Source organism: Bacillus mojavensis (genome assembly GCF_012648005.1).
Lineage (GTDB): Bacteria > Bacillota > Bacilli > Bacillales > Bacillaceae > Bacillus > Bacillus mojavensis.
This window is the reverse complement of sequence record NZ_CP051464.1, coordinates 2,773,495-2,796,543: the sequence shown is the minus strand read 5'-3', so window position 1 is coordinate 2,796,543 and position 23,049 is coordinate 2,773,495. Positions and strand designations below refer to the sequence as shown.

Genomic DNA, 23,049 nt, shown 5'->3' with positions numbered 1-23,049 from the left:
AATTTCATTAAGGAGTGTTTAGGAGAATGTCATTAAGAGAAGAAGCATTACATCTGCATAAAGTGAACCAGGGAAAACTCGAATCCAAATCTAAAGTAGAGGTTAAAAATGCGAAAGATTTAAGTCTTGCTTATTCCCCGGGCGTAGCAGAACCATGTAAGGATATTCATGAAGACATTAACAAAGTATATGATTATACAATGAAGGGGAACATGGTAGCAGTTGTGACAGACGGTACAGCTGTGCTCGGCCTTGGAAATATCGGCCCTGAAGCCGCACTCCCTGTAATGGAAGGTAAAGCCGTTCTTTTCAAAAGCTTTGCCGGCGTAGACGCGTTCCCAATTGCTTTGGGCACAAATGATGTTGATAAAATCGTTGAAACCGTTAAATTGCTTGAACCGACATTTGGCGGTGTCAACCTTGAAGATATTGCGGCGCCAAACTGCTTCATCATTGAAGAGCGTCTGAAAAAAGAAACGAACATCCCGGTTTTCCATGATGATCAGCACGGCACAGCGATTGTAACAGTAGCGGGCCTTGTAAACGCGCTGAAATTGTCTGGAAAATCCATGTCTTCCATTAAAGTTGTGGCTAACGGAGCCGGTGCTGCAGGTATTGCGATCATCAAGCTTCTTTACCATTTCGGCGTGCGCGACATCGTGATGTGCGATTCAAAAGGAGCCATTTATGAAGGGCGTCCGAACGGTATGAACGATGTTAAAAACGAAGTGGCGAAATTCACAAACCAAGACCGTAAAGACGGCTCTTTGAAAGATGTGATCGCTGGTGCTGACGTATTTATCGGTGTGTCTGTCGAAGGCGCACTAACAAAAGAAATGGTACAAAGCATGGCTAAAGATCCGATCATTTTCGCAATGGCAAACCCGAATCCGGAAATTATGCCGGAAGATGCGCGTGAAGCTGGTGCGAGCGTTATCGGAACAGGCCGTTCAGATTTCCCGAACCAAGTAAACAATGTGCTTGCCTTCCCGGGCATTTTCCGCGGAGCACTTGACGTGCGCGCAACTCACATTAACGAAGAAATGAAGATTGCAGCGGTTGAAGCCATTGCTTCACTCGTATCAGAAGATGAGCTTAGCCCTGAGTACGTCATCCCTGCACCGTTTGATAAACGTGTTGCGCCTGCTGTGGCTAAGGCTGTGGCAAAAGCGGCGATGGAAACAGGAGTGGCAAGAATTACTGTAGATCCTGAAGAAGTTGCAGAAAAAACCAGGAAACTTACGATTATTGGCGAATAATTTTAATTCATTCCAAAAATGGCAGCGCGTTGGCGGAGACCGGCGCGCTGTTCTCAAGTTAAACTTGCGGCTGAAATTTTTTTGGGGTCAGGTCTTAAAAAAATTTCAGCCGAGTTTAACATGAATTATGAATACGTTACCAACCTTGCTGTTTCAACGACTTCTTAGGTTTACCATGAGCTGTTCGCACACCTCTGCGGATAGAAAGTTGTCGAATTGAGGATGACAGCGTTTGACAAAAAAAGTACAATAGTTTCGGTAAAGTTATTAGCAAGTCTATCTGTCTGGATGGCATGCGGTGAAGAGAACCCTTCACAAAAGGGAGGTAATCATTTGTTAAAGGATATATTCACTAAAAAGAAAAAGTATGCTTCCGTACCGTCAGAACAAGCGAAGCACGATGTTCCGGAAGGCATTATGACAAAATGTCCTAAGTGTAAAAAAATCATGCTCACTAAAGAGTTGGATAAAAATATGCGGGTATGCATGAACTGCGATTATCATTTCCCGATGAACGCAAAACAGCGTATCGAAAGCTTGATGGATGAAAAGTCCTTTGAAGAATTCAATCAGGGGATGTTATCGGAAAACCCGCTCGGTTTCCCGGGATATCTGGAAAAGCTTGAAAAGGATCGCGAGAAAACATCCTTAAACGAGGCTGTTGTAACAGGCAAGGGCACGATCGGGGGATTTCCTGCTGTTGTTGCGGTAATGGATTCTACATTCCGAATGGGCAGCATGGGCTCTGTCGTCGGCGAAAAAATCACGCTTGCGATTGAAAAAGCAAAAGCGGATAAAGTTCCGTTTATTATTTTTACTGCTTCCGGCGGTGCAAGGATGCAGGAAGGCATATTAAGCCTTATGCAAATGGCAAAGACAAGCTCTGCCTTAAAATTATTCAGTGAGGAACAGGGTCTCATTATCTCAGTCATGACGCACCCGACTACCGGCGGGGTATCTGCAAGCTTTGCTTCTCTTGGCGATTACAATTTCGCGGAGCCTGGCGCGCTGATCGGTTTTGCCGGAAGAAGGATTATCGAACAGACAATAGGCGAAAAACTGCCGGAGGACTTCCAAACAGCGGAATTCTTATTAAAACATGGACAGCTTGATGCGGTTATTCACCGCGACGACATGAAAAAAACGTTAGAAAATCTGCTGGATATGCATCAAACAGGAGGTGACATTGAGTGGCTGCAAGATTAGAATTTGAAAAACCGGTGATTGAGTTGCAAACCAAAATCGCCGAATTGAAGAAATTCACCCAGGATTCGGAAATGGATCTGAGTGCAGAAATCGAACGGCTCGAAGACCGTCTAGCTAAGCTTCAGGATGATATTTATAAAAATCTGAAGCCTTGGGACCGGGTTCAAATCGCGCGTCTGCCGGACCGTCCGACAACACTTGATTATATTCAATACCTGTTTACAGACTTTTTTGAATGTCACGGAGACAGAGCGTACGGAGACGATGAAGCCATTGTCGGCGGTATTGCCAAGTTTCACGGCCTGCCTGTGACAGTTATCGGTCATCAGCGCGGGAAAGACACGAAGGAAAACCTTGTCCGCAACTTTGGAATGCCTCATCCTGAGGGCTATCGTAAAGCGCTTCGTCTGATGAAACAGGCTGATAAATTTAACAGACCGATTATCTGTTTTATTGACACGAAGGGGGCATACCCTGGACGAGCAGCTGAAGAAAGAGGACAAAGCGAAGCAATTGCCAAAAACCTCTTTGAAATGGCCGGCCTGAGAGTGCCTGTTATTTGTATCGTCATCGGCGAAGGCGGAAGCGGCGGAGCTCTGGGTTTAGGTGTGGGCAACCACTTGCATATGCTAGAAAACTCTACTTATTCTGTTATTTCTCCTGAAGGTGCTGCGGCACTCTTATGGAAGGACTCCAGTCTTGCCAAAAAAGCAGCGGAAACCATGAAAATCACTGCGCCAGACTTAAAGGAATTAGGAATTATAGATCATATGATAAAAGAAGTAAAAGGCGGAGCGCACCACGATATTAAGCTGCAGGCAAGCTACATGGATGAAACCCTTACACAATCGTTAAAGACTTTGCTGAAGCTGAATGAAGAAGAATTAATTCAGCAGCGCTATGAAAAATACAAAGCAATTGGGAAAGTATCGATTGAAGATCAATATATCGGGGTAAACTAAATAAACGTGAAGCCTTTGGCTCACGTTTATTTTTTGTGACATTCCTTAAATTTTATTTAAAAACAATTTATTTAATTGTATAATAGGTAAGGTTTCATAGGGAGGATGGAGATCCCTTTTCATTGTTTTTAGGGCAATGATCATGTTATGTTTTAATCATATATGTTTGCTGAGGTGAATGGAGAATGAAACGTATAGGGGTATTAACGAGCGGCGGGGATTCCCCGGGAATGAATGCAGCAGTTCGCGCAGTTGTCAGAAAAGCGATTTATCATGACGTTGAAGTTTACGGCATTTATAACGGATACTCAGGATTGATCAACGGAAAGATTGAAAAGCTAGAGCTCGGTTCTGTAGGTGATATTATTCATCGCGGAGGAACAAAGCTTTATACAGCAAGATGTCCTGAATTCAAAACGGTTGAAGGCCGTGAAAAAGGGATAGAAAACTTGAAGAAGCTTGGTATCGAAGGGCTTGTCGTTATCGGCGGAGACGGCTCATACATGGGTGCGAAAAAATTAACGGAGCACGGGTTTCCATGTGTAGGTGTACCGGGTACAATTGATAATGACATTCCGGGTACTGATTTTACAATCGGTTTCGACACAGCTTTAAATACAGTAATTGACGCAATTGATAAGATTCGCGATACAGCGACTTCTCATGAACGTACATATGTGATCGAAGTAATGGGCCGCCACGCCGGAGATATTGCATTATGGGCCGGACTTGCAGGCGGTGCGGAATCAATCTTGATTCCTGAGGCTGATTACGACATGCACGAAATCATTGCCCGACTAAAACGCGGTCATGAGCGCGGGAAGAAACACAGTATTATTATCGTTGCCGAAGGGGTAGGCAGCGGTGTTGAATTCGGGAAACGCATTGAAGAAGAAACAAATCTTGAAACTAGGGTATCGGTATTAGGCCATATCCAGCGCGGCGGTTCTCCAAGTGCTGCTGACCGTGTTCTGGCAAGCCGACTTGGCGCGTATGCGGTTGAACTGCTGCTTGAAGGAAAAGGCGGACGCTGTGTAGGTATACAAAACAATAAGCTTGTAGACCATGATATTATAGAAATACTGGATAAAAAACACACAGTTGAGCAAAACATGTATCAGCTTTCAAAAGAACTGTCTATTTAAGACTGCAGCAGAAGGCTGAAGATTTTAGAAGGAAGTGAACGAATTGAGAAAAACAAAAATTGTTTGTACCATCGGTCCGGCAAGTGAAAGTATTGAAATGCTTACGAAATTAATGGAGTCAGGAATGAATGTGGCTCGTTTGAATTTTTCTCACGGAGATTTTGAGGAGCACGGAGCACGTATTAAAAATATCCGCGAAGCGAGCAAAAAGCTCGGCAAAAACGTTGGAATCCTGCTTGATACAAAAGGCCCTGAAATCCGTACACATACAATGGAAAACGGTGCTATTGAGCTTGAAACAGGCAAAGAGCTTATCGTTTCAATGGACGAGGTAATTGGAACAACTGATAAAATTTCAGTGACGTATGAAGGTTTAGTAGAGGACGTTGAAAAAGGCTCAACGATTCTTTTAGATGACGGACTTATCGGTCTTGAGGTACTTGAAGTGAATGCCGCTAAACGCGAAATCAAAACAAAAGTACTAAACAACGGAACACTGAAAAACAAAAAAGGCGTTAACGTACCGGGTGTCAGCGTCAATCTTCCTGGTATTACTGAGAAAGACGCGAGAGACATCGTTTTCGGTATTGAGCAAGGGGTAGATTTCATCGCTGCGTCTTTTGTACGCCGTTCTACTGACGTGCTTGAAATCCGTGAACTTCTTGAGGAGCATAACGCTCAGGATATTCAAATTATCCCTAAAATTGAAAACCAAGAGGGCGTAGACAACATCGATTCTATTCTCGAAGTGTCTGACGGCTTAATGGTTGCGCGCGGAGACTTAGGTGTGGAGATTCCGGCTGAAGAAGTGCCGCTTGTGCAAAAAGAACTGATCAAAAAATGCAACGCACTGGGCAAACCGGTTATTACAGCCACACAAATGCTTGATAGCATGCAGCGCAACCCGCGTCCGACTCGTGCGGAAGCGAGTGACGTCGCAAACGCAATTTTCGACGGCACAGATGCAATCATGCTTTCTGGTGAAACAGCTGCCGGAAACTATCCGGTTGAAGCGGTTCAAACGATGCACAATATCGCATCACGTTCTGAAGAGGCGCTGAATTACAAAGAGATTCTTTCAAAACGCAGAGACCAAGTAGGCATGACGATTACTGATGCAATTGGCCAATCTGTTGCACATACAGCCATTAACTTGAATGCTACTGCGATTGTGACTCCGACTGAAAGCGGCCATACAGCGCGTATGATTGCTAAATACCGCCCGCAGGCACCGATTGTCGCTGTGACTGTAAATGAGTCTGTTTCCAGAAAGCTCGCTCTTGTATCCGGCGTTTTCGCAGAAAGCGGTCAAAATGCAAGCTCAACTGATGAGATGCTGGAAGATGCTGTGCAAAAATCATTACACAGCGGAATTGTGAAAAATGGTGATCTGATCGTCATTACAGCAGGCACTGTCGGTGAGTCAGGAACAACGAATTTGATGAAAGTTCATACTGTCGGCAATATCATCGCTAAAGGCCAAGGTATCGGACGCAAATCAGCTTACGGTCCGGTTGTCATTGCGCAAAACGCGAAAGAAGCCGAACAAAAAATGACTGACGGCGCGGTTTTGGTTACAACTAGCACTGACCGTGACATGATCGCGTCTCTTGAAAAAGCGTCTGCTCTAATTACAGAAGAGGGCGGCTTGACAAGCCATGCTGCAGTAGTCGGATTAAGCCTCGGCATTCCGGTTATTGTTGGTTTGGAAAATGCGACATCCATTTTGACAGAAGGCCAGGATATTACGGTTGATGCTTCTAGAGGAGCAGTCTACCAAGGCCGTGCGAGTGTACTTTAATCACATCTGAAAAGGGAAGGGGGCGTATTCCCTTCCTTTTTCTCTATTTGGCACTATTTTTGAACGAAGGCGTTTTACACATGTGGGGGGCTGGAGATGAGGTTTTTATTTTTGCTTTTTATTGTGTTTCCGGCAATTGAAATCGGCATATTTCTATTTTCGGGCAAGCTGATCGGCATTCTTCCGACAGTCCTTTTGATGATTCTGACCGGGATCATTGGGGCAGCAGCTGCCAAAAAACAAGGAACTGAAGTTTACTTCAAGGTTCAGCGTGACCTTCAATATGGCAAGATGCCTGGTGAAGCGATTGCTGACGGCCTGTGCATCTTTATTGGCGGCCTTTTGCTGATGCTTCCAGGCTTTTTATCAGACCTGGCCGGCGCATGCCTGCTTATCCCGTTCACCCGCAGCTGGTGTAAGCCGATCCTGTTCAAATGGCTGAGAGGCATGTCGAAGAATAAGCGGATCATTATAAAATGAAAAACGGCAGCCTGCATCATGGGCTGCTGTTTTATTTTTGCTGGATCGTGATGTAGGACCATATTTCTTTTAAGGCACCTGTTGTAATAAAGGCCTGTATGACAACGAGAACAGCAGGACCGGCAATCAATCCTAAAAATCCGAACAATTTAAATCCGGCGAAAAGGGCAATGAGTGTTGCCAACGGGTCTATTCCGATTGATTTGCTTAATATTTTCGGCTCTGTCAGCTGACGCTGAACAAGTACAACAAGGTACAGAACACCAATTCCAATTGCTTGGGGAAGCTGGCCTGTAATTGATAAATACAAAATCCACGGCACAAAAACGGATCCTGCTCCTAAATACGGGAGAAGATCCACTAGTCCGATTAAAAAAGCAATCGTTGCTGCATGCTCAACCTTTAAGAGAGAAAGACCAAAGAATACAATAATCATTGTAAGGAGTACAAGAACAGCCTGCGCTTTAATAAAACCGGTCATTGCTTTTTTTAACTCGCTGCTGATCGCCTTTCCGTTTTCTGTTATTCGATCGGGCAGCACTGATACGAGCATCGCTTTCAGTTTGTGCCAATCCTTTGTCATAAAAAATGTAGCAAGAAGTGAAAATATCAAAACAGCCGCGGTATTCGGAAGCAGCGCGAAAAATTTCGGAATCATTTCCAGAATGTGAGACAGCAGCAGTCCAGCATTTTTGGCAGCGGAGTCTCCAAGTGCCTGAATGTGCGTGACGATGGAAGCCTGCTGGTTGGTCTCCAATTCATGAAATAAAACTGTCAGTTCGTGATAGAGCGGCTGGATATGAGTGGTAAACAGCTCTTCACAATAAGAGATAAACGTGCTGATATGAGGCGGAAGGGTTTTTGCAAGATACGCGGTTCCTGTAACAATTTCTGCTACCACAATGGTCAGCACACCGAACGCTGCCAGCAGAAAAAAGGCAAGCACGCCGATGACATTTAAAGTTCGCGGGAATCCGGTCACCTTGTCCAAGTAGTCTACAACAGGGTGAATCGCTGTTGAAAGAATAAGGGCAATGAGGAACGGATATGTTAACGGAAATGAATAATAAACAGCAGCTGCCGATCCTGCGGTAAGCGACACGACAAAGAGGGTTCGGAAAAAAATAGTGATATAGGATTGATTCACAAAAACGATCCTCCTCTCGTCAGCATGTCCTATTGTTATGTTTATTCACGGTCCGGCTGAATATGAATACATTCATTTTAAAGGAGGGATGACGCATGTTTACACAAGCGAATTTATTTTTAATATTACTCTTGGCTATTGCACTTATCGCAAAAAATCAATCGCTGCTTTTTGCTGTATCCGTCCTTTTGATCATCAAAATCGTAGGACTTGACCAAAAATTTTTTCCGACTATCCAGTCAAAAGGCATCAACTGGGGCGTGACCGTTATCACAATAGCTGTTCTTGTACCAATCGCCACAGGAGAGATTGGATTTAAACAGCTTGGTGAGGCAATGCGTTCTTCTTATGCATGGATTGCATTGGGGGCGGGAATTGCCGTTGCGCTGATTGCCAAAAATGGCTTGACCCTGCTGGAAAATGACCCTCACATAACCACTGCTCTTGTCATCGGAACCATACTTGCAGTCGCGCTTTTTGGCGGAGTCGCAGTGGGTCCGCTGATCGGAGCGGGGATTGCTTATATTGCGATGCAGCTCGTAAAACTGTTCACTTCATAAAAAAAAGCGGCTTGCTGCCGCTTTTTTTTTATGCCGAAAACCCGCAAATAAAGGCGTTTTTTCGGGAAAATCATAAAATGAAAAAAAAAATTATAGGTAAACATTTAACAAATGTCTGATTATTGTTTATAATAGGAATAGGCACAAACTTAAAAAAGCTTATAAGAATTTGTTATGTTCTTTCATAAGCAAAGGGTTTCAGCACCAGCAGGCTGTAAAATGTAAGCATTTTCTTTTGGGGGGAGAAATACTTACAACATGCTTTTTAAGTTAGCCTCATGTTTTTACAACACTCTTAAAGGGGAAATTTATTGAAAAGGAGATGTTATATATGACAGCGACACGCGGTCTTGAAGGGGTTGTAGCAACAACATCATCTGTTAGTTCGATTATTGATGATACCCTTACATATGTGGGGTATGATATCGATGATTTGACAGAGAATGCGAGTTTTGAAGAAATCATTTACTTACTTTGGCACTTAAGGCTGCCAAACAAAAAAGAGCTTGATGAGTTAAAACAGCAGTTAGCAAAAGAAGCTGCCGTTCCGCAAGAAATTATTGAGCACTTCAAATCTTATTCCCTCGAAAATGTTCATCCCATGGCTGCTCTTCGGACAGCGATTTCTTTACTAGGCCTGCTTGACAGCGAGGCTGATACCATGAACCCGGAAGCCAACTACAGAAAGGCGATCCGCCTTCAGGCAAAGGTGCCTGGTCTGGTTGCAGCGTTTTCCAGAATCCGCAAAGGTCTTGAGCCTGTTGAACCAAGAGAAGACTACGGCATTGCCGAGAATTTTCTCTACACATTAAACGGTGAAGAGCCTTCGCCAATTGAGGTTGAAGCTTTCAACAAAGCGCTGATTTTACATGCCGACCATGAGCTGAACGCGTCAACGTTCACAGCAAGGGTCTGCGTCGCAACACTTTCTGATATCTATTCAGGCATTACTGCCGCAATCGGCGCACTGAAGGGCCCGCTTCACGGCGGAGCAAACGAAGGCGTCATGAAAATGCTGACAGAGATTGGCGAAGTGGAGAATGTCGAGCCTTTCGTTCGCGCCAAGATGGAAAAGAAAGAAAAAATAATGGGCTTCGGCCATCGCGTTTATAAGCATGGCGATCCACGCGCCAAACATTTAAAAGAAATGAGTAAACGCCTGACCAACCTGACCGGCGAAAGCAAATGGTATGACATGTCGATTCGCATCGAAGAAATCGTGACATCAGAAAAAAAGCTTCCGCCTAACGTTGATTTTTATTCCGCTTCTGTTTATCACAGCCTCGGAATTGACCATGACCTGTTTACACCGATTTTTGCTGTGAGCAGAATGTCCGGCTGGCTCGCTCATATCCTTGAGCAGTACGACAATAACCGCCTGATCCGCCCGCGTGCAGATTACACAGGCCCTGACAAACAAACTTTTGTTCCGATTGAAGAAAGAGCCTAAAGAACCATGGGAGGCTGGCTTATGGTAATGAAGTTAGCCTCTTGTTCAGAACATCAAAGATAGTTTACACTTTAGAATGTTGAGAAAAATCATTTTGTTTTCTATATAAGAAAAATAAAATGTTTTCTAAATATGAATTACATACTGGGAGGTTTTTATTGTGGCACAAGGTGAAAAAATTACAGTCTCTAATGGAGTATTAAACGTACCAAACAACCCGATTATCCCGTTTATTGAAGGAGACGGAACCGGTCCTGATATTTGGAATGCGGCTTCAAAAGTTTTGGAAGCTGCAGTAGAAAAAGCATATAAAGGTGAAAAGAAAATTACGTGGAAAGAAGTTTATGCCGGAGAAAAGGCTTATAATAAAACAGGAGAGTGGCTTCCTGCTGAAACATTAGATGTCATCCGCGAATATTTCATCGCGATTAAAGGCCCGTTAACGACACCTGTCGGCGGCGGGATCCGTTCTTTGAACGTAGCGCTAAGACAAGAGCTTGACCTATTCGTTTGCCTGAGACCGGTAAGATATTTTACTGGAGTGCCGTCTCCGGTAAAACGCCCTGAAGATACTGACATGGTCATCTTCCGTGAAAATACAGAAGATATTTACGCAGGCATCGAGTACGCAAAAGGCTCTGAAGAAGTGCAAAAGCTCATCAGTTTCCTGCAAAATGAATTGAATGTCAACAAAATTCGTTTCCCTGAAACGTCAGGTATCGGTATTAAGCCTGTTTCTGAAGAAGGAACAAGCCGTCTGGTCAGAGCGGCAATTGATTATGCGATTGAGCACGGCCGCAAGTCTGTAACGCTTGTACACAAAGGAAACATCATGAAGTTCACGGAAGGCGCCTTCAAAAACTGGGGCTATGAGCTTGCAGAGAGAGAATACGGCGAAAAAGTCTTCACATGGGCTGAATATGACCGCATTGCTGAAAAAGACGGAAAAGACGCCGCTAATAAAGCGCAAAGCGAAGCAGAAGCAGCAGGCAAAATCATTATCAAAGACAGCATTGCTGATATTTTCCTTCAGCAGATCCTGACACGTCCAAGCGAATTTGATGTTGTTGCAACAATGAATCTTAACGGAGACTATATTTCTGACGCTCTTGCGGCGCAAGTAGGCGGAATCGGTATTGCTCCTGGTGCGAACATCAACTACGAAACAGGACATGCGATTTTCGAGGCGACACATGGAACGGCTCCTAAATACGCCGGACTTGATAAGGTAAACCCATCTTCAGTTATTCTTTCAGGTGTGCTGCTTCTTGAGCATTTAGGATGGAATGAAGCGGCTGATTTAATCATTACATCTATGGAAAAAACAATCGCTTCTAAAGTCGTAACTTACGATTTTGCCAGATTAATGGACGGCGCGACTGAAGTTAAATGTTCAGAGTTCGGAGAAGAATTAATTAAAAACATGGACTAAGCTAGGAAAAAGCCTAAAATTAGCCATAAAGGAGAAGAGAGACATGGGAAATACTCGTAAAAAAGTTTCTGTTATCGGAGCAGGTTTTACCGGAGCGACAACAGCTTTCTTAACCGCTCAAAAAGAGCTGGCGGACGTTGTTCTCGTTGATATCCCGCAATTGGAGAACCCAACGAAAGGAAAAGCCCTTGATATGCTGGAAGCCAGCCCGGTACAAGGCTTTGACGCGAAAATTACGGGTACATCTAATTATGAGGATACCGCGGGTTCTGACATTGTTGTCATTACAGCCGGTATCGCAAGAAAACCTGGTATGAGCAGGGATGATCTAGTCTCTACAAACGAAAAAATTATGAGAAGCGTTACACGAGAAATCGTGAAATATTCTCCTGACTCTATCATTGTGGTTTTGACAAACCCTGTTGATGCAATGACATACGCAGTATATAAAGAGTCTGGCTTCCCGAAAGAGCGCGTAATCGGCCAATCAGGTGTGCTTGATACGGCAAGATTCAGAACGTTTGTGGCGGAGGAATTAAACTTGTCAGTGAAAGATGTGACTGGTTTTGTTCTCGGCGGACACGGTGACGATATGGTGCCGCTTGTACGTTATTCTTATGCTGGCGGTATCCCGCTTGAAACCCTCATTCCAAAAGACCGGATTGACGCCATTGTGGAGCGCACAAGAAAAGGCGGCGGCGAGATCGTGAATCTTTTAGGAAACGGAAGCGCGTATTATGCGCCTGCGGCTTCTCTGACAGAAATGATCGAAGCGATCTTAAAAGATCAGCGCCGCGTCCTTCCGACAATTGCTTATCTTGAAGGGGAATACGGCTATGAAGGCATTTACCTTGGTGTTCCGACAATTGTTGGCGGAAACGGACTTGAACAAATCATTGAGCTTGAATTGACAGAGTACGAAAAAGAACAGCTGAATAAATCAGTTGAATCTGTCAAAAATGTGATGAAAGTATTATCCTAAAATAAAAAGAGAAAGGCTGATTTAATCGAAGCCTTTCTCTTTTTATTACAAATGAAAGCGCTTCCCTTTATTCCTCAGCTGCCTCTTGTATTTTTCTTTTAAAATGATGTAAAAGGCGAATTGTCGGAATGTCCGGCTTTCGATAAAATAAAATCATGAAACATGGTAAGATGACATAAAATAGAGAAATAGGATGTCGGGGAATTAAGATACTGGAGGCACAGCATGAACAAGAAAATTTTAGTTGTGGATGATGAAGAATCTATCGTTACACTTTTGCAGTACAATTTGGAGCGGTCAGGCTATGAGGTTATTACTGCTTCGGATGGAGAAGAAGCACTCAAAAGGGCGGAAACAGAAAATCCTGATTTGATTGTGCTAGATGTGATGCTTCCAAAGCTGGATGGAATTGAAGTATGCAAGCAGCTGAGACAGCAAAAACTCATGTTTCCTATTTTAATGCTGACTGCGAAGGATGAAGAATTTGACAAAGTATTAGGGCTTGAGCTTGGTGCTGATGATTATATGACCAAGCCTTTCAGTCCTCGAGAAGTCAATGCAAGAGTAAAAGCTATTTTAAGGCGTTCTGAAATGGCTGCACCCTCTAATGACATGAAAAACGAGGAAACCGAAGGACAGATTGTTATCGGCGATTTGAAGATCCTGCCCGATCACTATGAAGCTTATTTTAAAGAAAATCAGCTTGAGCTGACACCGAAAGAATTTGAGCTGCTTTTGTATTTAGGCAGACATAAAGGCAGAGTGCTGACGAGAGATCTGCTTTTGAGCGCTGTCTGGAATTACGATTTTGCCGGAGATACGAGAATTGTTGATGTGCATATCAGCCATCTTCGAGACAAAATTGAAACGAATACAAAAAAACCGATCTATATTAAAACCATTAGGGGATTGGGGTATAAATTGGAGGAGCCAAAAATGAATGATTAAATATCGTGTGCGCCTTTTTTCTGTGCTCGTTGTCTGTATGATTGTGGTGTTTAGTGTACTCGGGCTGTTTTTACAGCAGCTCTTTGAATCTTCTGATCAAAAAAAATCGGAGGAACACATTGAAAAGGAAGCCAAATACATGGCTTCGCTGCTTGATGCCGGCAATCTGAATGACCAGGCAAATGAGAAAGTCATTAAAGATGCAGGCAGTGCGCTTGATGTAGAAGCCTCCGTAATCGATACAGAAGGAAAGGTGCTGTACGGGTCTGGCGGCAGCGCGGCGGATTCTTCGCAGGTGCAGGCGCTTGTCTCCGGTCATGAGGGAGTTCTCGCGAAAGAGGAGAATATGCTTTATTATGGGCTTTCGCTTAGGAGCAAAGGCGAAAAAACGGGGTATGTGCTGCTTACTTCCCGTGAAGAAAGCTCAGGTCTGAATGGCGAGATGTGGGGCATGCTGACAGCCAGTCTTTGTACCGCTTTTATAATTATTGTTTTCTTTTATTCTAATATGACCTCTCGCTACAAAAGATCTATTGAAGCAGCCACAAACATGGCAACAGAGCTGTCCAAGGGGAATTACGATGCCCGTACATACGGCGGTTATATCAGGCGTTCTGACAAACTTGGCCGTGCCATGAACAGCCTTGCCGTTGATCTAATGGAAATGACGAGGACGCAGGAAATGCAGCGCGACCGTCTGCTGACTGTGATTGAAAACATCGGCTCCGGGCTGATTATGATTGATGGAAGAGGTTTTATCAATCTCGTCAACAGGTCTTACGCGAAGCAGTTTCATGTCAATCCGAATCAGATGCTGCGCCGTCTTTATCATGATGCATTTGAACATGAAGAAGTGATCCAGCTTGTCGAAGACATTTTTATGACTGAGACGAAGAAATGCAAGCTATTAAGACTTCCGATCAAAATTGAAAGGCGTTATTTTGAAGTGGACGGCGTTCCTATTATGGGGCCGGATGATGAATGGAAAGGGATCGTGCTCGTTTTTCATGACATGACGGAAACGAAAAAATTAGAGCAGATGAGAAAAGATTTTGTGGCCAACGTTTCTCATGAGCTGAAAACACCGATTACATCGATCAAAGGATTTACGGAAACGCTATTAGACGGGGCGATGGAGGATAAAGAGGCGCTTTCAGAATTTCTCTCGATTATTTTAAAAGAAAGCAAAAGGCTTCAATCATTGGTGCAGGATTTGCTAGATCTTTCTAAGATTGAGCAGCAAAACTTTACGCTCAGCATCGAAACGTTCGATGCAGCGAAAATGCTGGCTGATATTGAGACGCTGCTTAAGCATAAAGCGACGGAGAAAGGTATCTCTTTACAGCTGAACGTTCCGAAAGACCCTCTCTATGTAGCGGGCGACCCGTACCGGCTAAAACAGGTGTTTTTGAATCTCGTAAACAATGCATTAACCTATACACCGGAGAAGGGATCGGTAGCTATCAATGTCAAGCCTGGTGAAACAGAGATTCAGATTGAAGTTTCCGATACCGGGATCGGCATCCAGAAAGAAGAAATTCCCCGCATCTTTGAACGGTTTTACCGCGTTGATAAAGATAGAAGCAGAAACTCGGGAGGGACCGGTCTCGGTCTTGCAATTGTAAAGCATTTAATAGAGGCTCATGAAGGAAAAATCGATGTGACTAGCGAGCCGGGCCGCGGTACTGTGTTTACTGTGACGCTGAAGCGGGCTGCTGAAAAGCCTGTCTAATGTTTACAAAGCTTTAACAATATCTTCATGCACTGTTAAACCTATGCTGGTAGGATGTAGTAGAACCCCTTCATCCAAGGAGCCAATTTTGACGGCGGGAACCTTTTTGTGTTCCCGTCCTTTTTTGTGTGTTCTCATCGGTTCGCGTATTTTCCTTTCAAATTGAACTTTGTTAAAATAAGAGAAGCTATAGACTATTATTATAAGATGAATGGAAGCAGGAGCTGTTGCTTCTTAGGAGGATATTGAATGACGGAACGAAAAAAATTAGTGCTTGTAGACGGAAACAGTCTGGCTTACCGGGCGTTTTTCGCATTGCCGCTGTTAAGCAATGATAAAGGAATTCATACAAATGCAGTTTACGGTTTTGCGATGATTTTGATGAAAATGCTTGAGGATGAAAAGCCGACGCATATGCTGGTTGCGTTTGATGCCGGGAAAACGACGTTTCGTCACGGCACATTTAAAGAGTATAAAGGCGGAAGACAGAAAACCCCGCCTGAGCTTTCAGAACAAATGCCGTTTATCCGCGAGCTGCTTGATGCCTATCAAATCAGCCGCTACGAACTGGAACAATACGAAGCTGACGACATTATCGGCACACTCGCGAAATCGGCTGAAAAGGAAGGCTTTGAGGTAAAGGTTTTCTCGGGAGATAAGGATTTAACCCAGCTGGCAACAGATCAGACGACGGTTGCCATTACGAGAAAAGGAATTACCGATGTTGAGTTTTACACACCAGAGCACGTCCAGGAGAAATACGGACTCACGCCTGACCAAATTATTGATATGAAGGGTTTAATGGGGGATTCCTCTGACAACATCCCGGGTGTGCCGGGTGTCGGGGAAAAAACCGCGATTAAGCTGTTAAAGCAATTCCATTCTGTTGAAAAGCTGCTCGAATCAATTGATGAGGTAAGCGGAAAAAAACTCAAGGAAAAGCTTGAAGAATTTAAGGATCAGGCCTTGATGAGCAAGGAATTGGCGACAATTATGACCGATGCGCCGATTGAGGTATCCGTTTCGGGCCTGGAATATCAAGGCTTTAATCGTGAACAGGTCATTGCCATCTTTAAGGACCTTGGGTTCAATACGCTTCTTGAACGGCTCGGGGAAGACGGTGTAGAGGCGGAGCAAGATCAGTCCTTAGAAGAAATTGATGTTAAAACAGTCACCGACGTGACTAGCGATATATTGGTTTCTCCATCTTCATTTGTCGTTGAACAGATTGGCGATAATTATCATGAAGTGCCAATTCTCGGATTTTCGATAGTGAACGAAACGGGAGCCTACTTTATTCCAAAAGACGTTGCTGTCGAGTCTGATGTGTTTAAAGAATGGGTGGAAAATGACGATCAGAAAAAATGGGTCTTTGACAGCAAGCGGGCTGTCGTGGCTTTGCGCTGGCAGGGCATTGAGCTGAAAGGTGCGGAGTTTGATACGGTTCTTGCCGCTTATATCATTAATCCGGGCAATTCGTATGACGACGTTGCCAGTGTGGCTAAGGATTACGGCTTGCATATCGTTTCAAGTGATGAATCAGTTTACGGCAAGGGAGCAAAACGCGCTGTGCCGGCAGAAGGCGAACTGTCTGAGCATCTCGTCAGAAAGGCTTTAGCCATTCAAAGCCTCCGGGAAAAGCTCGTTCAGGAGCTGGACAACAACGATCAGCTTGAGCTGTTTGAGGAGCTGGAAATGCCGCTGGCGCTTATTCTCGGAGAAATGGAATCAACAGGCGTTAAGGTTGATGTTGACCGCTTAAAACGAATGGGAGAAGAACTGAGCGCCAAGCTGAAGGAATATGAAGAAAAAATTCATGAGATTGCGGGCGAACCGTTTAATATCAATTCTCCTAAACAGCTCGGTGTCATATTGTTTGAAAAGATCGGCCTGCCAGTTGTGAAGAAAACGAAAACAGGCTATTCAACATCTGCTGATGTGCTTGAAAAGCTGGCTGACAAACATGATATTGTCGACTATATTTTACAGTACAGACAAATCGGCAAGCTGCAATCGACATACATCGAAGGGCTTTTAAAGGTGACAAAAAAAGATACACACAAGGTGCATACACGCTTTAACCAAGCCTTAACGCAAACAGGGCGCCTCAGCTCGACTGATCCAAACCTGCAAAACATACCGATCAGGCTTGAGGAAGGGCGCAAGATCCGCCAGGCCTTTGTTCCGTCTGAAAAAGACTGGCTCATTTTTGCGGCTGATTACTCGCAAATCGAGCTGCGGGTGCTTGCCCACATTTCAAAGGATGAAAATTTGATCGAAGCCTTTACAAACGATATGGATATTCACACAAAAACAGCAATGGATGTGTTCCATGTCGCTGAGGATGAAGTGACATCGGCGATGAGACGCCAGGCGAAAGCGGTCAACTTCGGGATCGTATACGGCATCAGTGATTACGGGCTTTCACAGAATCTCGGCATTACGAGGAAAGAAGCCGGGGCATTCATCGACCGATATTTGGAAAGCTTCAAGGGTGTCAAAGCGTATATGGAGGACTCGGTGCAGGACGCGAAGCAAAAAGGCTACGTAACCACGCTGCTGCATCGCCGCCGCTATATCCCTGAACTGACGAGCCGAAACTTTAATATCCGCAGCTTTGCGGAGCGGACGGCAATGAATACACCAATTCAAGGAAGTGCCGCGGATATTATTAAAAAAGCCATGATTGATATGGCAGCCAAGCTGAAAGAAAAGCAGCTGAAGACAAGGTTGCTGCTTCAAGTGCACGATGAACTGATTTTTGAAGCGCCGAAGGAAGAAATTGAAATACTTGAAAAGCTTGTTCCAGAAGTGATGGAGCATGCGCTTGCATTAGATGTGCCGTTAAAGGTGGACTTTGCTTCAGGCCCATCCTGGTACGATGCGAAATAAACAGAGATAAAGGAAGTGATGGATGTGCCGGAATTACCAGAGGTTGAAACCGTCCGGCGCACTCTGACCGGGCTTGTAAGAGGAAAAACAATCAAATCGGTAGAGATCAGATGGCCGAATATCATCAAACGGCCTGCCGAACCGGAGGAATTTGCGCGAAACTTAGCAGGAGAAACCATCCAGTCCATCGGAAGACGGGGAAAGTTTTTACTGTTTAACTTGGATCATTATGTCATGGTCTCCCACCTTCGTATGGAAGGAAAGTACGGCCTTCACCAAGAGGAGGAGCCGGACGATAAACACGTGCATGTCATTTTTACGATGACGGACGGAACCCAGCTGCGTTACAGGGATGTTCGGAAATTCGGAACCATGCATTTATTTAAACCGGGAGAGGAAGCAGGGGAGCTGCCGCTTTCTCAGCTCGGACCCGAACCGGATGCAGAAGAATTTACGAGTGCGTATTTGAAAGCGCGGCTGGAGAAAACAAACCGAGCTGTCAAAACTGCTCTTCTGGATCAGAAAACGGTCGTCGGACTCGGAAACATTTATGTGGACGAGGCTCTGTTCAGAGCGGGCGTTCATCCCGAGACAAAAGCAAATCAGCTGTCAGATCAAAAAATCAAAAAACTTCATGCTGAAATTAAAAATACCCTTCAGGAAGCGATTGATGCCGGCGGAAGCACTGTCCGGTCGTATATCAATTCCCAAGGAGAAATCGGAATGTTTCAGCTGCAGCATTTTGTGTACGGAAAAAAAGATGAGCCCTGCAAAAATTGCGGAACAATGATTACAAAAATTGTCGTCGGAGGCAGAGGCACGCATTTTTGCGCCAAGTGCCAGAAAAAATAGAATAATGCTTCATCGTCCAAGCTGTCGGTGCATATATCAGTAGCTCTGTTATAGAGGAAGTGCCGTTTTTCGGAAACACGGATTTATCACTTTTCCATATACATGATTGTGATGATTCTCCGGGCATTTAACATCTGATACAAGAGCACCAACAGAAAGGAAGAAACGAATATGCAAATGGTTTCTATACTGCTGCTGGCGTTAGCTGTCAGCTTGGACAGTTTTTCAGTCGGATTTACGTATGGATTGCGAAAAATGAAGATACCGCTAAAGGCCATTATCGTCATTGCCTTCTGTTCCGGCACTGTTATGTTTATTTCCATGCTGATCGGAAGCTTTCTCACCAAGTTTTTTCCCGTATATGTGACTGAGAAGCTTGGCGGGTTAATATTGGTTGGAATCGGCGTATGGGTTTTATACCAATTTTTCAGGCCGGCAAAAGACAAAGAATACCTATTGCATGAAAAAACACTGCTTAATTTAGAGGTTCGGTCATTGGGCATTGTGATCCATATTTTGAGAAAACCGATGAGTGCGGATATCGACAAATCTGGTGTGATTACTGGAATTGAAGCGGTGTTATTGGGATTCGCCCTGTCGATTGATGCCTTCGGAGCAGGAATGGGAGCGGCCATTCTCGGTTTTTCTCCCATTGCGATGAGCATAACCGTCGCGATTATGAGTTCGCTGTTTGTGTCAGTCGGCATTAATGCCGGACATATTCTGTCTAAATGGAGATGGATTGATAAAATGGCATTTTTGCCGGGGCTTTTGCTGATCACGATCGGGCTCTGGAAATTGTAAAAAGGAGTGGATCTCTTGACCTTAGTCATTGGTTTAACGGGAGGAATAGCAAGCGGCAAAAGTACGGTTGCCAATATGCTGATAGATAAAGGAATCACTGTCATAGATGCGGATATCATTGCAAAACAAGCGGTAGAAAAAGGGATGCCGGCCTACCGGCAGATCATTGACGAATTTGGTGAAGACATTCTGCTCGAAAATGGTGATATAGACAGAAGAAAGCTTGGAGCAATGGTCTTTACAAATGAACAGAAGCGTCTTGCTTTGAATTCAATTGTTCATCCTGCGGTCAGAGAGGAAATGCTCAAGCGGCGTGATGAGTCCATTGCAAATCAGGAGACATTTGTGGTATTAGATATCCCGCTATTGTTCGAAAGCAAATTGGAGTCTTTAGTTGATAAAATTATTGTGGTCAGTGTGACAAAAGAGCTTCAGCTTGAGCGTCTGATCAAGCGCAACCAATTAACGGAAGAAGAAGCGCTTAGCCGGATCCGCTCCCAAATGCCATTAGAGGAAAAAGTGTCAAGAGCGGATAACGTAATAGACAACAGCGGCACACTCGAAGAGACAAAACAGCAGCTTGAGGAAATTCTCAGCTGCTGGGCATAACAAAACACCGTTCATTGATGAACGGTGTTTTTGTGATTAAAAATCGAAATTGTCCGGATCAGGACCGACGCGCAGATTTTCATTCAACGCATCAATACGGTTCATGTCTTCCTGTGATAATTCAAAATCAAATATGTTCGCGTTCGCTTTAATTCGATGTTCCTTTGTTGATTTAGGAATGGTGATGATGCCGTGCTGTAAATCCCAGCGTAAAATGATTTGCGCGACGGATTTGTTATAAGCTTGCGCGATGTCTGTCAGTTCGGGATGATCAAGCAATTGCCCCTGCATTAAAGGTGACCATGCTTCCATTTGTATGCCTTGCTTTTTGCAATAAGCCATCAGCTCTTTTTGCGTGAGACGCGGGTGGAATTCCACTTGGTTGATCATAGGCTTCATTTCAGCATCCTTCAGCAGATCCTCCAGGTGATGGATTTGGAAATTGCTCACACCGATCGCTTTGACACGGCCTTCTTTATACAAGGTTTCAAGCGCTCTCCAAGCTTCTTTGTATTTGCCTTCCACAGGCCAGTGAATGAGGTATAGATCTAAATAGTCCAAACCGAGTTTTGACAGGCTTGTTTCAAATGCAGCCAATGTTTCCTCATACCCTAAATCTGCATTCCACACTTTTGATGTGACAAATAAATCCTCTCTGGTGATGCCGGCTGCTTCAATTCCTTGACGGAGACCTTCCCCGACTCCCGCTTCATTTCCATAGATAGCGGCAGTATCAATACTGCGGTAACCGTGAACAATGGCGGTTTTCACGGCATTGACGAGTTCTGACCCTTCTTCCACTTGGAATACACCGAGGCCGAACCACGGCATTTTCACCCCGTTATGAAGTGTTGCTGTTGCTTGTAAATGTGTTGTCATGTTTGTTTCCTCCTTATTGAAATGTTAGGCTGCCTGCCGATCCTGTTTTTCCAGAAGGCGGCTCCAGCCTGTTAAGATAACGGCTCCTGCTACCATTAAAGCTCCAATCCATGCGGTATGAATCAGTCCGATGGAATCGGTAATCACGCCTCCCAAAAATGATCCTAGGGCAATTCCTGCGTTAAATGCTGCAATATTAATCGCGGATGCTACGTCTACTGCGCTCGGTACAAAACGTTCAGCCAGCATGACGACATATACTTGAAGGCCGGGCACATTCATAAAGGCCAATAAGCCCATAAAGAGAATCGTAATGAGGCCAGCAATTTTATAAGGAGCCGTAAATGTTAACATAGACAGGACGAGCGCCTGAATGATAAACATATAAAACAGCGCGCCGATCGGATTTCGATTGGACAGCTTTCCGCCGATCATATTGCCGATGGCAATGGCAATTCCGTATACGAGCAGGATAATGGCTACCGTGCCGGCCTTAAAGCCTGTCACTTCCTGAAGCAGGGGAGACAGATAAGTGAACACAACAAATGTCCCTCCGTATCCTAATGCTGTTATGACAAATAAAAGCAGTAAACGGCCATTTGTCACAAGCTTGAATTGATCCCGCATCGTTGTTTTCGTCCCTTTTCGTAAATTGGAAGGGACAAGAATGCCATTTGCAATGACAGCGATAATGCCGACGGCAATAATAACCATAAAGGCGAACCGCCAGCCGAGCTGCTGGCCGATAAACGTGCCGAAAGGAACGCCGGTAACGGTTGCGACGGTAAGTCCTGTAAACATAATGGAAATCGCACTCGCCCTTTTATTTTCAGGGACAAGATCGGCTGCGATTGTCGAGCCGATCGACATAAACACACCGTGTGAAAAAGCGGATATCACACGTGCTGCTAATAGAACTCCGATGCTAGAGGCTGACGCGGCCATCGTATTTCCGGCGATAAATATGATCATGATCCAAAGCAATAGCGTCTTTCGTGACATGCTTGAGGTCAATGAAGTTAAAATAGGCGCGCCGAACGTAACGCCAAGTGCGTATAGGGAGACGGTCAATCCTGCTGTTGTTACAGGAATGTGTAAATCATCAGAAATTAACGGCAAAAGGCCGACGCTGATAAATTCGGTTGTCCCTATCGCGAATGCACTAATGGCGAGAGCCAGAAGTGCAGGAATGCTGCTTTTATTGGCTGAAGTCATTCATGTTCCTCCTTGCTGTTATGTGTTGTATGATTGAAATTCTGCCGAGCAAGCTATATAAATATAAAGAGCAGATTCAAATCAGCCGGCAAATGTGATTATGAAAGATATCATCAAAAAAGAAAAGTACGTACTTTTAAGTGCTATAGTCACTTTTTGGTGCCTGTAAGGAGAGTGAACCGCATGGAGAGGAAAAAATATAACATTTCAGTTGAAGCGACTCTTGAAGTAATCGGCGGGAAATGGAAATGCGTGATTTTATGCCACCTGACGCACGGAAAAAAACGAACAAGTGAGTTAAAACGGTTAATGCCGAATATTACTCAAAAAATGCTGACCCAGCAGCTGCGTGAGCTGGAAGCGGACGGTGTCATTAACCGGATCGTGTACAATCAGGTTCCTCCTAAAGTGGAATACGAACTGAGCGAATACGGCCGCAGCTTAGAAGGCATATTAGATATGCTCTGTGCTTGGGGAGCGAACCATATAAACAAGGTATACGGCGATACTTTCTCTGTTTTAGAAGAAAGTGTGCTCAATGATAAATTGAAACAGGAATCATAAGAAAATAAAGCAGGCAGTGCGCAGCGCTGGCTGCTTTTTTTATTCTTCATCCTCATATTTTGTGCAAGAAAACGTACGATACATCATAAATTAGCGTTATAATCGTTGATTTTTATCAATATGTACTGGC

The 23,049-nt window shown here is 44.4% G+C and carries 19 protein-coding genes and 1 pseudogene; 17 read left to right on the top strand and 3 right to left on the bottom strand.

Features of this window, described 5'->3' with window-relative positions; translation table 11 throughout:
* Window positions 1-26 precede the first annotated feature (26 nt).
* The 6 genes from ystJ to HC660_RS14660 all read left to right on the top strand — a co-directional run bounded on the left by ystJ (window position 27) and on the right by HC660_RS14660 (window position 6,853).
* A complete protein-coding gene (ystJ, locus tag HC660_RS14685; protein WP_168748510.1) occupies window positions 27-1,259 on the top strand; it encodes an NADP-dependent malic enzyme in 1,233 nt (410 codons plus the stop codon).
* 333 nt (window positions 1,260-1,592) lie between these two features.
* Window positions 1,593-2,465 carry an acetyl-CoA carboxylase, carboxyltransferase subunit beta gene (gene accD / locus HC660_RS14680; RefSeq protein WP_010335280.1) on the top strand — a complete coding sequence of 291 codons (873 nt, stop codon included), beginning with the start codon at window positions 1,593-1,595 and terminating at the stop codon, window positions 2,463-2,465.
* Window positions 2,450-3,427: an acetyl-CoA carboxylase carboxyl transferase subunit alpha gene (gene accA, locus HC660_RS14675; protein WP_010335279.1), complete on the top strand. Its 978-nt coding sequence runs from the start codon at window positions 2,450-2,452 to the stop codon at window positions 3,425-3,427. The genes accD and accA overlap by 16 nt, the downstream gene beginning before the upstream one ends.
* Before the next feature lie 185 nt (window positions 3,428-3,612).
* Complete coding sequence (gene pfkA, locus HC660_RS14670; protein ID WP_010335278.1) at window positions 3,613-4,572, top strand: 6-phosphofructokinase; 960 nt, start codon at window positions 3,613-3,615, stop codon at window positions 4,570-4,572.
* Between the two features lie 43 nt (window positions 4,573-4,615).
* The gene (pyk, locus tag HC660_RS14665) at window positions 4,616-6,373 is read left to right on the top strand and encodes a pyruvate kinase (protein ID WP_010335277.1); all 1,758 of its coding nucleotides are present in this window, start codon (window positions 4,616-4,618) and stop codon (window positions 6,371-6,373) included.
* 96 nt (window positions 6,374-6,469) lie between these two features.
* Entirely contained in the window at window positions 6,470-6,853 is a 384-nt protein-coding gene (locus HC660_RS14660; protein WP_024122457.1) for an FxsA family protein, read from the top strand.
* Between the two features lie 31 nt (window positions 6,854-6,884).
* On the opposite strand, the gene ytvI is transcribed toward HC660_RS14660, so the two are convergent.
* On the bottom strand, window positions 6,885-8,000 hold the full coding sequence (gene ytvI, locus HC660_RS14655) for a sporulation integral membrane protein YtvI (RefSeq protein ID WP_168748509.1): 1,116 nt from the start codon (window positions 7,998-8,000) through the stop codon (window positions 6,885-6,887).
* 95 nt (window positions 8,001-8,095) lie between these two features.
* Between ytvI and HC660_RS14650 the strand changes: the two genes are divergently transcribed.
* The 10 genes and pseudogenes from HC660_RS14650 (at window position 8,096) to coaE (ending at window position 20,261) form a co-directional block, all read left to right on the top strand.
* A complete protein-coding gene (locus tag HC660_RS14650; protein ID WP_010335274.1) occupies window positions 8,096-8,560 on the top strand; it encodes a DUF441 domain-containing protein in 465 nt (154 codons plus the stop codon).
* Window positions 8,561-8,891: 331 nt separating this feature from the next.
* On the top strand, window positions 8,892-10,010 hold the full coding sequence (citZ, locus tag HC660_RS14645) for a citrate synthase (protein ID WP_010335272.1): 1,119 nt from the start codon (window positions 8,892-8,894) through the stop codon (window positions 10,008-10,010).
* Window positions 10,011-10,170: 160 nt separating this feature from the next.
* Entirely contained in the window at window positions 10,171-11,442 is a 1,272-nt protein-coding gene (gene icd, locus HC660_RS14640) for an NADP-dependent isocitrate dehydrogenase (protein WP_010335271.1), read from the top strand.
* Between the two features lie 43 nt (window positions 11,443-11,485).
* Window positions 11,486-12,424 carry a malate dehydrogenase gene (gene mdh, locus HC660_RS14635; RefSeq protein WP_010335270.1) on the top strand — a complete coding sequence of 313 codons (939 nt, stop codon included), beginning with the start codon at window positions 11,486-11,488 and terminating at the stop codon, window positions 12,422-12,424.
* A gap of 225 nt (window positions 12,425-12,649) precedes the next feature.
* On the top strand, window positions 12,650-13,372 hold the full coding sequence (gene phoP / locus HC660_RS14630; RefSeq protein ID WP_010335269.1) for a two-component system response regulator PhoP: 723 nt from the start codon (window positions 12,650-12,652) through the stop codon (window positions 13,370-13,372).
* Window positions 13,365-15,104: a two-component system histidine kinase PnpS gene (pnpS, locus tag HC660_RS14625; protein ID WP_168748508.1), complete on the top strand. Its 1,740-nt coding sequence runs from the start codon at window positions 13,365-13,367 to the stop codon at window positions 15,102-15,104. Before phoP ends, pnpS begins: the two co-directional genes overlap by 8 nt.
* A gap of 249 nt (window positions 15,105-15,353) precedes the next feature.
* A complete protein-coding gene (gene polA, locus HC660_RS14620; RefSeq protein ID WP_168748507.1) occupies window positions 15,354-17,996 on the top strand; it encodes a DNA polymerase I in 2,643 nt (880 codons plus the stop codon).
* Between the two features lie 24 nt (window positions 17,997-18,020).
* Entirely contained in the window at window positions 18,021-18,848 is an 828-nt protein-coding gene (mutM, locus tag HC660_RS14615) for a DNA-formamidopyrimidine glycosylase (protein ID WP_010335266.1), read from the top strand.
* A 153-nt stretch (window positions 18,849-19,001) separates the two neighbouring features.
* A pseudogene (ytaF, locus tag HC660_RS14610) lies at window positions 19,002-19,652 on the top strand (sporulation membrane protein YtaF); the annotation flags it as partial.
* A 15-nt stretch (window positions 19,653-19,667) separates the two neighbouring features.
* Complete coding sequence (coaE, locus tag HC660_RS14605) at window positions 19,668-20,261, top strand: dephospho-CoA kinase (protein ID WP_168748505.1); 594 nt, start codon at window positions 19,668-19,670, stop codon at window positions 20,259-20,261.
* Window positions 20,262-20,297: 36 nt separating this feature from the next.
* Here the strand turns inward: coaE and HC660_RS14600 are convergent, their stop codons facing one another.
* Both HC660_RS14600 and HC660_RS14595 read right to left on the bottom strand, forming a co-directional pair.
* Window positions 20,298-21,140, bottom strand: a complete 843-nt coding sequence (locus HC660_RS14600) for a glyoxal/methylglyoxal reductase (protein WP_168748504.1) — start codon at window positions 21,138-21,140, stop codon at window positions 20,298-20,300.
* Between the two features lie 24 nt (window positions 21,141-21,164).
* Complete coding sequence (locus HC660_RS14595; RefSeq protein WP_168748503.1) at window positions 21,165-22,355, bottom strand: MFS transporter; 1,191 nt, start codon at window positions 22,353-22,355, stop codon at window positions 21,165-21,167.
* 183 nt (window positions 22,356-22,538) lie between these two features.
* Here HC660_RS14595 and HC660_RS14590 point away from each other — a divergent pair, with 183 nt between their 5' ends.
* The gene (locus HC660_RS14590) at window positions 22,539-22,919 is read left to right on the top strand and encodes a winged helix-turn-helix transcriptional regulator (protein ID WP_029441386.1); all 381 of its coding nucleotides are present in this window, start codon (window positions 22,539-22,541) and stop codon (window positions 22,917-22,919) included.
* Window positions 22,920-23,049 lie beyond the last annotated feature (130 nt).